General features: G+C 34.5%; 12 protein-coding genes, 3 tRNA genes and 1 other RNA gene. 11 read left to right on the top strand and 5 right to left on the bottom strand.

What is annotated here, in order from left to right:
• The first annotated feature begins 46 nt into the window (after positions 1-46).
• From MKY69_RS06045 to MKY69_RS06020, 6 genes are all read left to right on the top strand, one after another.
• Positions 47-1,069, top strand: coding sequence for a branched-chain amino acid aminotransferase (locus MKY69_RS06045; protein WP_003102933.1), 1,023 nt, complete (start codon positions 47-49; stop codon positions 1,067-1,069).
• A 65-nt stretch (positions 1,070-1,134) separates the two neighbouring features.
• The gene (locus MKY69_RS06040) at positions 1,135-1,365 is read left to right on the top strand and encodes a DUF2969 domain-containing protein (protein ID WP_003104102.1); all 231 of its coding nucleotides are present in this window, start codon (positions 1,135-1,137) and stop codon (positions 1,363-1,365) included.
• Positions 1,366-1,425: 60 nt separating this feature from the next.
• A tRNA-Tyr gene (locus MKY69_RS06035) sits at positions 1,426-1,506 on the top strand.
• A 5-nt stretch (positions 1,507-1,511) separates the two neighbouring features.
• Positions 1,512-1,583 (top strand) — tRNA-Gln (locus tag MKY69_RS06030).
• 121 nt (positions 1,584-1,704) lie between these two features.
• Entirely contained in the window at positions 1,705-2,916 is a 1,212-nt protein-coding gene (rpsA, locus tag MKY69_RS06025) for a 30S ribosomal protein S1 (RefSeq protein ID WP_340791152.1), read from the top strand.
• A 98-nt stretch (positions 2,917-3,014) separates the two neighbouring features.
• A tRNA-Arg gene (locus tag MKY69_RS06020) sits at positions 3,015-3,086 on the top strand.
• Between the two features lie 96 nt (positions 3,087-3,182).
• On the opposite strand, the gene MKY69_RS06015 is transcribed toward MKY69_RS06020, so the two are convergent.
• Entirely contained in the window at positions 3,183-3,806 is a 624-nt protein-coding gene (locus tag MKY69_RS06015; protein ID WP_340791151.1) for a DUF3862 domain-containing protein, read from the bottom strand.
• Between the two features lie 298 nt (positions 3,807-4,104).
• Positions 4,105-4,452: a transfer-messenger RNA gene (gene ssrA, locus MKY69_RS06010) on the bottom strand.
• Positions 4,453-4,544: 92 nt separating this feature from the next.
• Here ssrA and MKY69_RS06005 point away from each other — a divergent pair.
• Positions 4,545-5,156 (top strand): TVP38/TMEM64 family protein, encoded by a 612-nt coding sequence (locus MKY69_RS06005; protein WP_340791150.1) that lies wholly within the window; start codon positions 4,545-4,547, stop codon positions 5,154-5,156.
• 42 nt (positions 5,157-5,198) lie between these two features.
• Here the strand turns inward: MKY69_RS06005 and MKY69_RS06000 are convergent, their stop codons facing one another.
• From MKY69_RS06000 to MKY69_RS05990, 3 genes are read right to left on the bottom strand one after another with little or no spacing between them, the layout of a single operon-like run.
• Positions 5,199-5,990 (bottom strand): ABC transporter permease, encoded by a 792-nt coding sequence (locus MKY69_RS06000; protein ID WP_103344478.1) that lies wholly within the window; start codon positions 5,988-5,990, stop codon positions 5,199-5,201.
• 8 nt (positions 5,991-5,998) lie between these two features.
• Positions 5,999-6,697 (bottom strand): ABC transporter ATP-binding protein, encoded by a 699-nt coding sequence (locus MKY69_RS05995; RefSeq protein WP_003104040.1) that lies wholly within the window; start codon positions 6,695-6,697, stop codon positions 5,999-6,001.
• A 1-nt stretch (position 6,698) separates the two neighbouring features.
• Positions 6,699-7,067 (bottom strand): GntR family transcriptional regulator, encoded by a 369-nt coding sequence (locus MKY69_RS05990; protein ID WP_003105858.1) that lies wholly within the window; start codon positions 7,065-7,067, stop codon positions 6,699-6,701.
• A gap of 208 nt (positions 7,068-7,275) precedes the next feature.
• Here MKY69_RS05990 and MKY69_RS05985 point away from each other — a divergent pair, with 208 nt between their 5' ends.
• The 4 genes from MKY69_RS05985 (at position 7,276) to lepB (ending at position 13,738) form a co-directional block, all read left to right on the top strand.
• The gene (locus MKY69_RS05985) at positions 7,276-10,380 is read left to right on the top strand and encodes a DNA polymerase III subunit alpha (RefSeq protein ID WP_340791149.1); all 3,105 of its coding nucleotides are present in this window, start codon (positions 7,276-7,278) and stop codon (positions 10,378-10,380) included.
• A gap of 81 nt (positions 10,381-10,461) precedes the next feature.
• Entirely contained in the window at positions 10,462-11,475 is a 1,014-nt protein-coding gene (gene pfkA, locus MKY69_RS05980; protein WP_340791148.1) for a 6-phosphofructokinase, read from the top strand.
• Positions 11,476-11,547: 72 nt separating this feature from the next.
• A complete protein-coding gene (gene pyk, locus MKY69_RS05975) occupies positions 11,548-13,050 on the top strand; it encodes a pyruvate kinase (RefSeq protein WP_003106992.1) in 1,503 nt (500 codons plus the stop codon).
• A gap of 130 nt (positions 13,051-13,180) precedes the next feature.
• Positions 13,181-13,738 (top strand): signal peptidase I, encoded by a 558-nt coding sequence (lepB, locus tag MKY69_RS05970; RefSeq protein ID WP_003105324.1) that lies wholly within the window; start codon positions 13,181-13,183, stop codon positions 13,736-13,738.
• The last annotated feature ends 63 nt before the right edge of the window (positions 13,739-13,801 follow it).

Below are 13,801 nucleotides of genomic sequence, written 5' to 3'. Positions count from 1 at the left end.
TTTCGTTTTTAGTGTACAATATAAAAAAGTAGAAATGAGGTGGCTTATGTCAGTAACAATGGATTGGGAAAATTTAGGATTTGCATATCATAAATTACCATTTAGATATATTGCACATTTTAAAGATGGTATGTGGCAAGAAGGAAGATTAAGTGAGGATTCTACCTTACATATTTCAGAAAGTTCACCTGCATTACACTACGGTCAACAGGCTTTTGAAGGAATGAAAGCTTACCGGACTAAAACAGGTTCGATTCAACTTTTCAGACCTGATCAAAATGCGAAGCGATTACAAGACACAGCTGATCGTTTATTGATGCCGCAAGTGCCTACTGACATGTTTATTGATGCTGCTAAACAAGTAGTCACTGCTAATCAAGATTATGTTCCACCTTATGGGACTGGAGCAACCCTGTATTTACGACCATTGTTAATTGGTGTTGGTGATATTATTGGTGTAAAACCAGCAGACGAATATATTTTTACTATCTTTGCAATGCCAGTAGGTGCTTACTTTAAAGGCGGTCTTGTACCTTCAAACTTTATTGTTGCAACAGATTTTGACCGAGCAGCTCCATACGGAACTGGAGCTGCTAAAGTTGGAGGCAACTATGCTGCATCTCTTTTACCAGGTAAACGTGCAAAAGAGCAAGGATACTCTGATGTCATTTATCTTGACCCTGCAACTCATACTAAAATTGAAGAAGTAGGAGCAGCTAATTTCTTCGGTATTACCAAAGATAATCAGTTTATCACTCCGATTAGTCCCTCAATTCTACCATCGATTACCAAGTATTCCCTTTTGGAACTTGCTGAGAAGCGTCTGGGAATGATGGCCATTGAAGCGGATATTCCTGTTGACAGCTTGGATCAGTTCGTGGAAGCGGGAGCCTGCGGTACTGCCGCAGTTATCTCACCAATAGGTGGTATACAATATCAAGATAAGTTTCATGTGTTTTATAGTGAAACAGAAGTTGGTCCGATTACGCGTCGATTATATGATGAGTTGGTTGGGATTCAATTTGGAGATATCGAGGGACCTGAAGGTTGGATTGTCAAAGTTGATTAATTTTAGTGAGCTTGTTCTTGCAAGCTCATTTAATTTTGTGTAAAATGATAAAAGTGAGGTAAGAAATGAGTAAAAAAGATAAAAAAATTGAAATTCAACTGGTCGAAAGTAAAGTTGAACTTGAAGGCAAAAAAGTTGATGGTTATCAATTACTAATCGGAAAAAGACTTGTTGGTGAGATTGCAGAGTTGGATGATCGCTTTGCAGTTTTGAAAAAATCGACAGTTGAAAGTTTTTTCAAGACTTTGGAACAAGCTGTTGAAAACATCATTGAAAGCTATAATTTGAATCACTAAAAGTGGTCAAAAACACTTGCGTAGACACAAAATCTATGATAGAATAGTTTTTGTTGCTATGGAAAGATAGCGAAGAGGCTAAACGCGGCGGACTGTAAATCCGCTCCTTCGGGTTCGGGGGTTCGAATCCCTCTCTTTCCATTTTTTGGGGTATAGCCAAGCGGTAAGGCAAGGGACTTTGACTCCCTCATGCGTTGGTTCGAATCCAGCTACCCCAGTCAAAGGTATCAGTGGAAGCTGAGACCGTCAAAGATAAACATGTCGTTGCGGGCTACCTTGAGAAAATATATTGTTATCAAAAGCTAGTTGAAGCTAGCTTTTGTTGGAGGATTTTTTAGAATGAATGAATTTGAAGATTTGCTAAACAGTGTTAGCGAAGTAAACCCAGGTGATGTAGTCACTGCGGAAGTTTTAACAGTTGATAACGGTCAAGCAAACGTTGTTATTGATGGTACTGGCGTTGAAGGTGTGTTAACTCTTCGCGAATTGACTAACGATCGTGATGCTGATATCAACGATTTTGTTAAAGCTGGCGACACTGTTGAAGTGCTTGTTCTTCGTCAAGTTGTAGGTAAAGACACTGATACAGTTACTTTCCTAGTATCTAAAAAACGTTTAGAAGCTCGTAAAGCATGGGACAAACTTGTTGGTCGCGAAGGTGAAGTTGTTACTGTTAAAGGTACACGCGCTGTTAAAGGCGGACTTTCAGTTGAATTTGAAGGATTACGTGGATTTATCCCAGCTTCAATGATTGACACTCGTTTCGTACGTAACACTGAAAAATTTGTTGGTCAAGAATTTGAAGCTAAAATCAAAGAAGTTGACGCAGCAGAAAACCGTTTCATTTTGTCTCGTCGTGAAGTTATTGAAGAAGCAGCTAAAGAAGCTCGCCAAGAAGTCTTCTCTAAACTTTCTGAGGGTTCAGTTGTAACTGGTACAGTTGCTCGTTTAACAAGCTTTGGTGCTTTTATCGACCTTGGTGGTGTTGATGGACTTGTACACGTGACTGAATTATCACACGAACGTAATGTTTCACCTAAATCAGTTGTTTCTGTTGGTGAAGAAGTTGAAGTTAAAGTACTTTCAATTGACGAAGAAGCTGGACGTGTTTCACTTTCTCTTAAAGCTACAACCCCTGGACCATGGGATGGTGTTGAACAAAAACTTGCTCAAGGCGATGTAGTTGAAGGTAAAGTTAAACGTTTAACTGACTTTGGTGCTTTCGTAGAAGTTTTAGCTGGAATTGATGGACTTGTTCACATTTCACAAATTTCTCACAACCGTGTTGAAAATCCAAAAGATGTACTTTCTGTAGGTCAAGAAGTTACTGTTAAAGTTCTTGAAGTTAATGCTGCTGATGAACGTGTATCACTTTCAATCAAAGCTCTTGAAGAACGTCCTGCACAAGCTGAAGGCGAAAACAACTACAACAACAGCGAACGCCAATCACGTCCACGTCGTCCAAAACGTGAACAAAAACGTGATTATGAATTACCAGAAACTCAAACTGGTTTCTCTATGGCTGACTTGTTCGGTGATATTGAATTATAATCAAGTAAAAGCTAAGATTTCTTAGCTTTTTTTGTCTAAAAAAATCATTTATCCATCTTCTCAATTTATCTATTATATGGTATACTATTAAGGTGTTACCACCTTTAGTGTAATGGATATCACGTAAGATTCCGGTTCTTGAGATGGGAGTTCGATTCTCTCAAGGTGGATAGAAAAAAACTAAAAATGTCTTATAAAAATGTCTTTTTTACTGGCCAATCTCAAATTTTACAAAAAAAGAAGATAGAACATTCTATCTTCTTTTTTTATTTCATTAAACTTTTTTGTGACATACTTACTAATTTATCATTTTCAAATATAAGAGTGATATTAGCACTACGATTATTCGTCTTTAATCCAGAGATCCAAATTGCTTGGATTTGATCACTTTCAGAAGAAGAAGCCATAGTATAATCATCTGGTTCAGTTAAGATTTTAGTTACTTGATTATAAGTCATTCCATTTTTTAATTTATTGTAGTCTTTGAGTGATATTTTCAAATCTCGTGTAAAGGCAAAGTTAGCAATTGATTTAACAATAGTTGAATTTTGAAACATATTAATTGTTATTTCAACACGATCAAAGGTCCAAGAGTAGATGTCTAATTTGACATTTCCAGCCGGTTTTTGTTCATGTTTAGTTGGCTCGCCATAGAGTACTTTTAATTCTTCAAGCGTAGAGCCACCTTTGAATTGATCTTTTGCTGAGGCAACTTTTATCTTATCAAATGCTAAACGTTTATCTTGTTGAGGTGCAACTTGATTTTTTTTGTTTTCTAAGACAGTTTTATCATCTTTACTTTTTTCTTTATCCGATTTATTGGAACATGCGGCAACAGCAAGGCAAATTGTTGGTATTAAAAGGATAGTTACTAATTTTTTTATAGTCATAATCGGTTTCCAAATCTAAATAGTTACTATTATTATATCATATTTTATTTTTCTTGTATTTTACTACTTGCGACTTGGTAGCCCTGAAAATGAGTATTTTCTTTAATCAACTAATTTAAGGATTTAAAAATATTGATTCCTAACATAACATCTGTAATATGATATTATGAAAAATTTAAGTATAATTGTCATAATACATGTAGGTCTAAATAATATTAGCTAAGTAGAACTGTAGAAACAAAAAAGAACCCTGAAAAATCAAGATTCTGGTAAGTTACGGGTGACTTTTTAGAAGTCGAGATGGAGCTGGTGGGAGTCGAACCCACGTCCAAACATCTGCTAACATATTTGTCTACAACCATAGGTTATGTATTAATTTAACATACTAAGGACACATAACTCAAGCCATTAAGATGCGAGTCTATTAATCTCTTCTAAGGTGGCTAGACGGACACATTAGCGTAGCTTGCTATTTTGAGACTTCTAACAGGACACAAGCAATCTTGTTGAAGTCACGCTAACTGGTTTTTAGGCAGCTAAAGCGTAAGTGTTTGTATTTTTTGCAGTTATATTTAACTGGCATTTTACATCTGCCGATGGGTCGCAAAACATGTCTCATAATGCCTGTCGAATCCGTAACAACCCCTTAATATAAAGGGTAAGTTTAACTTACTTGTAGTATTATAACAAAAAATAAATTAGATAGCAAAATATCTTTGCTTATGGTATGATAAAATTATGAAAGATCAAAATTCAAAAACCTATAAATTTATGCAAAAATTGTTTAAAATATTAGGTTTATTAGCCTTGGTAGGTACTTTTTTCCTTGTCCTGTGGGCTTATCGATTAGGGATTCTGAATGATAGGAATGCCCTTAAGGATTTAGTAATGGCCTATCCATTTTGGGGTCCGGTTATTTTTATCGTTGTTCAGATTTTCCAAATTGTATTTCCAGTTATACCTGGTGGACTGACAACTATTGCTGGATTTCTCATTTTTGGACCTATTGAGGGTTTTATATATAATTATATAGGAATTATTATTGGCAGTTACCTATTGTTTATTATTGTTAAAATATATGGGAGAAAGTTTATCTTATTATTTGTGGATGAGAAAACTTTTTACAGTTATGAGCGAAAGCTTGAAACACCAGGGTATGAGAAATTATTTATTTTATGCATGGCTTCACCAATATCACCTGCCGATATTATGGTTATGATTACTGGCTTAACAAACATGTCCTCTAAACGATTTTTAAGTATAATCATGATTTTTAAACCTATTTCAATTATTGGGTATAGTTATCTCTTTATTTTCGGAGAGGATTTAATTAGGTGGTTTATTAAATAGGATTTATAACAAAAAAACTTTAACCCTAAAAGGTTAAAGTTTTTATTGTAAATTTAGTTTGTATTTGATAATTCCATATGTAGCTAGATAGAAAATAATGGTTTCAATCAGTGTTTCAACAATTCCAATTAAATAAAACCTTTGACTAAATATCAGGTTAGAATTAGTAGTTTTTATATCAAAAATTTGGAAGTTGATAAATGCTAAGAGGATACTTACAGCGATAGTAATGATAAAATAGGCAATGAACGCTTTTAAGCCACGTCTATTAGCAAATAATTGTCCAATTGAAATTGCTAAATAGATTAATAAGACGCTTCCAATAGCAGATAATAGGTAATAGACAGCTATTTGAACGCTGGTTGATGGGTTTTTCATTATTATGTCACTAACATTTTTAATTACACCATTAATTTCCCTCGATGATACTTGGGGGATGACCATAATTAGTGTTGCTAGAATTAAAATCAATCCATTAAAGAATCCCCATACTAAAGATGATATTAGTTTCGATAATATTAATTGATGTTCTGAGACGGGTAAAGTCATTGTTAAATATCCTTCTCGTCCGAAAATATTTTTATTGAAACGATTGATGATAATTAACAATGTTGCTAAGAGTGAACCAGTAATTAGTGATCCAAATATTAGACTTAGGGCTAATGGTAGGAGTTGGTTGAGCAGTGACAATGTGGCACTTTGAGGTTTGCTGCCAATTTCCAACCATTTAATGGTTACTGAGAGTAAACCTGCAATGGCAATAATTGCTAAATTTATCGCAAAATACCATTTACCGATAGATTTGAACTCATATTTTAATAGTTTTCCAAACATAGTGCCTCCTATACTTTGTAAGTTTCTCTAAAGAGTGAGTCAATGGATTGTTTATGACTTTCTCTTAAATCATCAACATTTCCGCTTAAATGAACATTTCCATCTTTAAGGAAAATAATTTCATCCAATATTGGTTCAATATCAGAAATGAGATGGGTTGAAATCAGTACTGAAGCATCTTCACTGTAGTTGTTAATAATAGTCTTTAAAATATAATCACGGGCAGCAGGATCGACTCCACCAATTGGTTCATCAAGAATATATAGTTTTGCTTTACGACTCATAACCAATATTAATTGGACTTTTTCCTTGTTACCCTTGGATAAATTTTTTAGACGATCATCCAAGTCTAGATTTAAATCTCTAAATAAACTGTATGCCTTTGCTCTATCAAAATCATTATAGAAATCAGCAAATAATTCAACAATATCAGCAATTTTCATATCTTCACGAAGGTATGATGTATCTGGAAGATATGAGATAATTTTTTTTGTCTCAATTGATGGTCTAAATCCATCAATAACAATCTCACCCTTATTTGGTTGAATTAGACCATTAATCAATTTAATTAAAGTTGTCTTTCCACTTCCATTTGGACCAAGTAAACCGATAATCTTTCCTGGTGGAATGGTAAGTGTTAGATCATTTATAACATTTTTTCGTTTGTAGGATTTAGAAACATGGTGCAATTGTAACAAGTGTCCCATACTATTTGTCCTCCTTTATATAGGCCTCTAAAACTGGAAGAATTTCATTTTTACTGAAACCCATTTTAGACATATTTGTTACAAAAGAATCTAGCTCTTCTTTGGCAAGTTCACGTCTTTTTTGAGAAATCAGTTCTTGATCATCAGTGACATATCGTCCTGCGGTGCGTTGCGAATAAACCATGCCTTCACGTTCTAATTCTGTAAAAGCCCGTTGCATAGTATTTGGGTTAACACCTGCATTTTCTGCATACTCTCTAACTGTTGGTAATTGATCACCACTTTTAATTTCTTGACTGACAATTTGCATTTTGATATGCTGTGCAATTTGTGCGTAGATGGGAGATTTTTCATCAAAATTCCAAGACATATGTTCCCCTCTCTAAAAATATTCAATCACAATTGAAATGTAAGACATATTGAATTGTACTATATCAATGGTACAGAAAATAGTTGAAAATGTCAAGTAAACTAATATTTTGCGACAATTTTATCATATAATGCATAAAAATAAAAATAAGGCATCAAATGGCTTTTCATAGTATAATAGAAGAAAACAGTTAGGAAAGGAGTAGTCAGTGTTTGCACAATTAGATACAAAAACAGTTTATTCATTCATGGATAGTCTGGTTGACTTAGAACATTATTTTACAGAAGCAAAAAAACTAGGCTATAAAACAATAGGTATCATGGATAAGGATAACCTTTATGCAGCTTATCATTTTATTACTGGTTGTCAGAAACATGGCCTCCAACCCATTTTAGGTCTAGAGATAGATTACCCTAGTCAAGACAATTTAATGACCCTGTTTTTAATTGCTCAAAATAATCAAGGGTATAAAAATCTTCTGAAGATTTCAACGTCCAAAATGTCTGGTGAATTTAATCAAATAGACTTAGAGCATTTTAAAGATGGTCTAGTTGCAATAATTCCCGACCAAGCAAATCTGCAAGCAATAGACTTACCATTAAAAACATATTTTGGAGTCTATCCGGATACTCGATCAAATCCAACAGATAATCCTCTGATCGCATTACGGAAAGTCAGATATTTCTCTGGTAATGATCGAGAAAGTCTTCAAACCTTACATGCTATTCGTGATAATGTAAACCTGACTGAAACATCATTAGTAGAGCAAGGTCAATTTTTAGACTCTGTTGAAACAGTAACGGATTTCTTTAAAGTGCAATTTCCAGATGCATTAAAAAATCTCGAGAATCTCACATCGACTATTTCATATCACTTTGATTCACAACTAAAATTGCCAAGATTTAATAGGGAAATTCCTGCTAAGGATCAGTTAAGACAATTGACCGAAGAAGGACTAAAGAAAAAGAACCTTTGGTTGCCTGATTACCAAGTAAGATTAGAAAAAGAACTGCAAATTATTTCAGAAATGGGCTTTGATGATTATTTCTTAATTGTCTGGGATTTACTTCGTTTTGGACGGAGTAAAGGCTACTACATGGGGATGGGGCGTGGTTCGGCAGCAGGTTCTTTAGTTGCATATAGTCTTGAAATAACTGGAATTGACCCAATAAAAAACGACTTGCTATTTGAACGTTTTCTAAACAAAGAACGCTATAGTATGCCAGATATCGATATTGATTTACCCGATATTTACCGAAGTGAATTTCTACACTATGTTCGAAATAGATATGGTAGTGATCATTCTGCTCAAATTGTAACCTTTTCAACATTTGGACCTAAACAAGCTATTCGAGATGTTTTCAAAAGATTCGGAGTACCTGAATATGAACTGAGCCATTTAACCAAAAAAATAGGTTTTAAAGATACACTTGATTCCGTTTATGAAAAAAATATAAGCTTCAGACAATTTGTTAATAGTCGACTCGAATATCAAAGGGCTTTTGAAATTGCTAAGCGCATTGAAGGTAATCCAAGGCAGACGTCAATTCATGCTGCGGGAATTGTGATGAGTGATGATAATTTAACTGACCACATCCCTTTGAAACTTGGCGATGATATGATGATTACTCAGTATGATGCAGCGGCAGTTGAAGCCAATGGCTTATTGAAAATGGACTTTCTTGGCTTACGCAATCTGACTTTTGTTCAAAAAATGAAAGAGAAATTGTTTAAAGATCAAGGTATTGATATTTCGATTGCGGATATTAATTTAGAAGATTCTGATACCTTAGCATTGTTTGCGCGTGGTGATACTAAAGGTATTTTTCAGTTTGAACAAAATGGAGCTATTAGTTTATTGAAGCGGATTAAACCTGTTCGCTTTGAAGAGATTGTTGCGACAACGTCATTAAATCGTCCCGGTGCCAGTGATTATACAAACAATTTCATTAAAAGGCGCAATGGTCAGGAGGTCGTTGATTTAATTGATCCCGTAATTGCTCCTATTTTGGAATCGACATATGGCATCATGCTCTATCAAGAACAAGTTATGCAGATCGCACAAGTCTTCGCAGGTTTTAGTTTAGGCAAAGCCGATTTATTGCGCCGAGCTATGTCCAAAAAAAATAGTGCTGAAATGAAGAAGCTCGAATCTGAATTTTTAGCTGGTGCTACTCAATTAGGTCGTTCACTTGAAACTGCAAAGTTGTTATTCAAACGGATGGAGAAGTTTGCTGGTTATGGTTTTAACAGGAGTCATGCCTTTGCTTATTCAGCTTTAGCTTTTCAACTGGCCTATTTTAAAGCACATTACCCTGGTATTTTTTTTGATGTCATTATGAATTACTCAAATAGTGATTATATCAGTGATGCTTTGGATTCTGATTTTAAAGTTATCCCTTTAAGTATTAATAATATTCCCTATACTGATAAAGTGGAAAAAAACACCATTTTAATGGGGATGAAAAATATTAAAGGTCTTCCAAGGGATTTTGCTTATTGGATTATTGAAAATCGTCCCTTTAGTGGAATTGAAAGCTTTATGACTAGAATTCCTGAAAAATATAAGAAAAAAGAAGCACTGATTCCTTTGATTCAAATTGGCCTATTTGATCAATTTGAACCTAATCGAAAAAAAGTAATCGAAAACTGTGAAGCTTTGCTTGTATTTGTGAATGAACTTGGTTCTTTATTTGCGGATTCTTCTTTTAGTTGGGTTGATGCAGATGATTACTCAAATTCTGAAAAATATCAACTTGAACAAGAAATAATAGGGGTGGGTTTGAGTAAACATCCTCTATTAGCTTTAGCTGAGAAGACGCGAAAACAGTTTACACCAATCACAAAACTTGTTAAAGATACAGATGCTGAGATTCTAGTGCAAATTGATTCTATTCGAATTATCAGAACTAAAAGTAATGGGCAACAAATGGCATTTTTATCGGTGACTGATACGAAGAAAAAATTCGATGTGACAATCTTCCCAGAGCAGTATGCTAAGGTCAAGGACATGCTACAAGAAGGCCAACTCTATTTTATATCTGGTCGAGTAAAAGAGCGAGACAATCGCTTGCAGATGATATTATCCTCAATTCAATTTGCTCAGGAAAAGAGTTATTGGATTTTACTTAAAAATCATGATCAGGATGCTCTAATAGCTAATATTTTAGATAGATATCCAGGATCTGTTCCGGTTATTATTCACTATCAAGAATCTAAGGAAACGCTCGCAATTGATGGTAAGTTTATTGCTATCACAAATGATTTTGAAAATGAAATCGCTACAATCGCAATGAAAACGATTTATAAGTAAAAAGTGGTATATTAGTGAAGTATTTTTCAAAGTAATATGCTATAATAAAGTCGTTAAATTAATAAAAGGAGTACCTATAAAATGAAACGTATTGCTGTTTTATCTAGTGGTGGTGACGCCCCTGGAATGAATGCTGCGATTAGAGCAGTTGTTCGTAAAGCAATTTATGAAGGAATGGAAGTTTTTGGTGTAAACCATGGCTACGCAGGTTTAGTAGCTGGTGACATCTTCCCAATCTCATCTAGAGATGTTGGTGATAAAATTTCTCGTGGTGGAACTTTCTTGTATTCAGCGCGTTATCCTGAGTTTGCTCAACTTGAAGGTCAATTAGCTGGTATTGAACAATTAAAAAAACATGGTATTGAAGGTGTTGTGGTATTAGGTGGAGATGGTTCTTATCATGGAGCTATGCGTCTTACTGAACATGGATTCCCAGCAATCGGAATTCCTGGTACTATTGACAACGATATCGCTGGAACTGACTACACAATTGGTTTCGATACAGCTGTTAATACAGCCGTTGAAGCTATTGATAAACTTCGTGATACTTCATCAAGTCATGGTCGTACATTTGTAGTTGAAGTAATGGGGCGTAACGCTGGTGATATTGCACTTTGGGCAGGTATTGCAAGTGGAGCTGATCAAATTATTGTTCCTGAAGAAGGTTATGACATCAATAAAGTAGTTGCTACTATTGATGAAGACTTTAATAAAAAGGGTAAAAACCATCATATTATCGTATTAGCTGAAGGTGTTAAGAGTGGTGAGGAATTTGCTAAAGAGCTCAAAGAAGCTGGCAATAATACTGACACACGTGTAACAAACCTGGGTCACATTTTGCGTGGGGGTTCACCTACTTCAAGAGATCGTGTTATTGCTTCTTGGATGGGTTCACATGCTGTGAAACTTCTTAAAGAAGGAAAAGGTGGTCTAGCTGTAGGTATCCATAATGAAGAACTTGTCGAAAGTCCAATTCTTGGAACTTCAGAAGAAGGAGCATTATTCTCACTTACTGATGACGGTAAAATTGTTGTTAATAATCCACACAAAGCACGTTTAGATTTTGCAGAATTAAACCGTACACTTAATAGATAATTAGGTATAAAAACCACAATAATTATAGTAATATCGTCGACATTCGACAAAAAAGAGGGAGTTTCATATAATATGAATAAACGCGTAAAAATTGTTGCAACACTTGGTCCTGCGGTAGAAATCCGTGGTGGTAAAAAATACGGTGAAGATGGCTACTGGGCTGGCAAACTTGATGTTGAAGCTTCAGCTAAAAAAATTGCTGAATTAATCGAAGCTGGTGCAAATGTTTTCCGTTTCAACTTTTCTCATGGTAATCACCAAGAGCAAGGTGATCGTATGGCGACAGTTCGCCGTGCCGAAGAAATGGCTCGTCAAAAAGTAGCTTTCTTATTGGATACAAAAGGTCCTGAGATGAGAACAGAACTATTTGAAGATGGTTCTAAAGAGTTTAGTTATACAACTGGTGAAACTATTCGTGTTGCTACTGAACAAGGTATCAAATCAACTCGTGAAGTTATTGCTTTGAGTGTAGCTGGTAATCTTGATATTTATGATGAAGTTGAAGTTGGTAATACAATCCTTATCGATGATGGTAAACTTGGCTTAAAAATTGTTGAAAAAGATATTTCAACACGTCAATTTGTTACTGTCGTTGAAAACGATGGTTTGATTGCTAATCAAAAAGGTGTTAATATTCCAAACACTAAGATTCCTTTCCCAGCTTTAGCTGAACGTGATAATGCTGACATTCGTTTTGGACTTGAACAAGGCTTAAACTTTATCGCTATTTCATTTGTGCGTACTGCAAAAGACGTTGAAGAAGTTCGCGAAATTTGTCGTGAAACTGGTAATGAACATGTCCAATTATTTGCTAAAATCGAAAACCAACAAGGTATTGATAATTTAGATGAAATTATTGAAGCTGCTGATGGTATCATGATTGCTCGTGGAGATATGGGTATTGAAGTACCATTCGAAATGGTTCCAGTATTCCAAAAAATGATTATCACTAAAGTTAATGCTGCAGGTAAGGCAGTTATTACTGCAACAAACATGCTTGAAACAATGACTGATAAACCTCGTGCAACTCGTTCAGAAGTTTCAGACGTATTCAATGCTGTTATTGATGGTACTGATGCAACAATGTTATCAGGTGAATCAGCAAATGGTAAATACCCAGTAGAATCAGTACGTACAATGGCTACAATCGATAAGAATGCACAAACATTGCTTAACGAATATGGTCGTTTAGATTCTTCTAAATTCCCACGTACAAATAAAACAGATGTTATTGCATCAGCAGTTAAAGATGCTACACATTCAATGGACATTAAATTAGTTGTAACTATTACTGAATCAGGTTACACTGCTCGTTCAATTTCTAAATTCCGTCCTGATGCGGATATCCTTGCTATTACTTTCGATGAAAAAGTTCAAAAAGCATTGATGATCTATTGGGGTGTTATTCCAGTTCTTGCTACTAAACCAGCATCAACTGATGATATGTTTGAAGTTGCTGAAGAAGTTGCACTTAAAGCTGGTCTTGTTAAATCAGGTGACAACATTGTTATTGTTGCCGGTGTACCAGTTGGTTCTGGTGGAACTAACACAATGCGTGTTCGTACTGTTAAATAAATAAATATTAAAAGACATAAGATTAGCTTATGTCTTTTTCTTATTTAAGGAATTTTCAAACAGTTTGAAATTACCATACTTTAGTTATTATCAATATCATGTTATAATAGATTAAAGACTAGGAGCAAACATGGTAAAAAGAGATTTTATACGAAACATTATACTTGCTTTGATAATAGTAATAGTTGCAATTTTGTTAAAGATATTTGTGTTTTCAACTTATAAAGTAACAGATAATTCAGCTAATTCCTATTTACAACCAGGTGATTTAATAACAATAAAGAAGAATATAACCCCTAAATATAAAGATTTCGTTGTTTATAATATGAATGGGAAAAAATACATGAGCCGAGTGGTGGCTACTCAAGGTGAAAAAGTCACATATATGGATGACATTTTTTACTTAAATGATAGAGTTGAGCCTCAAACTTATATTGAAAAAGAAAAAACAGATTATTTATCAACGGCTCCGATGGGTTCTTTGTATACCGATGATTTTAATATCTCAACACTTACTGAGGGAAAAACAGATGTTATTCCGCAAAATAAGTTTTTAGTGCTAAATGATAATCGTTTAAACAAAGATGATAGTCGGTCATTTGGTTTGATTGATAAATCAAAAATTAAAGGAATTGTTATTTTCAGAGTTTTACCTCTTAATAAGTTTGGTTTCGTAGAAGTGGAGTAGTAAAACTACTCTACTTTTTCTTTGTAAAATTTTTATCAAACTATACCAATTTAATTGTTGACA

The organism is Streptococcus sp. FSL R7-0212, assembly GCF_038007985.1.
Lineage (GTDB): Bacteria > Bacillota > Bacilli > Lactobacillales > Streptococcaceae > Streptococcus > Streptococcus parauberis.
Note: the sequence above shows the minus strand (reverse complement) of the source record. Positions and strands in the feature narration are given on the sequence as shown.

Bases quoted from the DNA above. Each gene is read 5' to 3' on its own strand.
- MKY69_RS06045 (WP_003102933.1), top strand. From the start codon at position 47: ATGTCAGTAACAATGGATTGGGAAAATTTAGGATTTGCATATCATAAA.
- MKY69_RS06040 (WP_003104102.1), top strand. From the start codon at position 1,135: ATGAGTAAAAAAGATAAAAAAATTGAAATTCAACTGGTCGAAAGTAAA.
- rpsA (WP_340791152.1), top strand. From the start codon at position 1,705: ATGAATGAATTTGAAGATTTGCTAAACAGTGTTAGCGAAGTAAACCCA.
- MKY69_RS06015 (WP_340791151.1), bottom strand. From the start codon at position 3,806: ATGACTATAAAAAAATTAGTAACTATCCTTTTAATACCAACAATTTGC.
- MKY69_RS06005 (WP_340791150.1), top strand. From the start codon at position 4,545: ATGAAAGATCAAAATTCAAAAACCTATAAATTTATGCAAAAATTGTTT.
- MKY69_RS06000 (WP_103344478.1), bottom strand. From the start codon at position 5,990: ATGTTTGGAAAACTATTAAAATATGAGTTCAAATCTATCGGTAAATGG.
- MKY69_RS05995 (WP_003104040.1), bottom strand. From the start codon at position 6,697: ATGGGACACTTGTTACAATTGCACCATGTTTCTAAATCCTACAAACGA.
- MKY69_RS05990 (WP_003105858.1), bottom strand. From the start codon at position 7,067: ATGTCTTGGAATTTTGATGAAAAATCTCCCATCTACGCACAAATTGCA.
- pfkA (WP_340791148.1), top strand. From the start codon at position 10,462: ATGAAACGTATTGCTGTTTTATCTAGTGGTGGTGACGCCCCTGGAATG.
- pyk (WP_003106992.1), top strand. From the start codon at position 11,548: ATGAATAAACGCGTAAAAATTGTTGCAACACTTGGTCCTGCGGTAGAA.
- lepB (WP_003105324.1), top strand. From the start codon at position 13,181: ATGGTAAAAAGAGATTTTATACGAAACATTATACTTGCTTTGATAATA.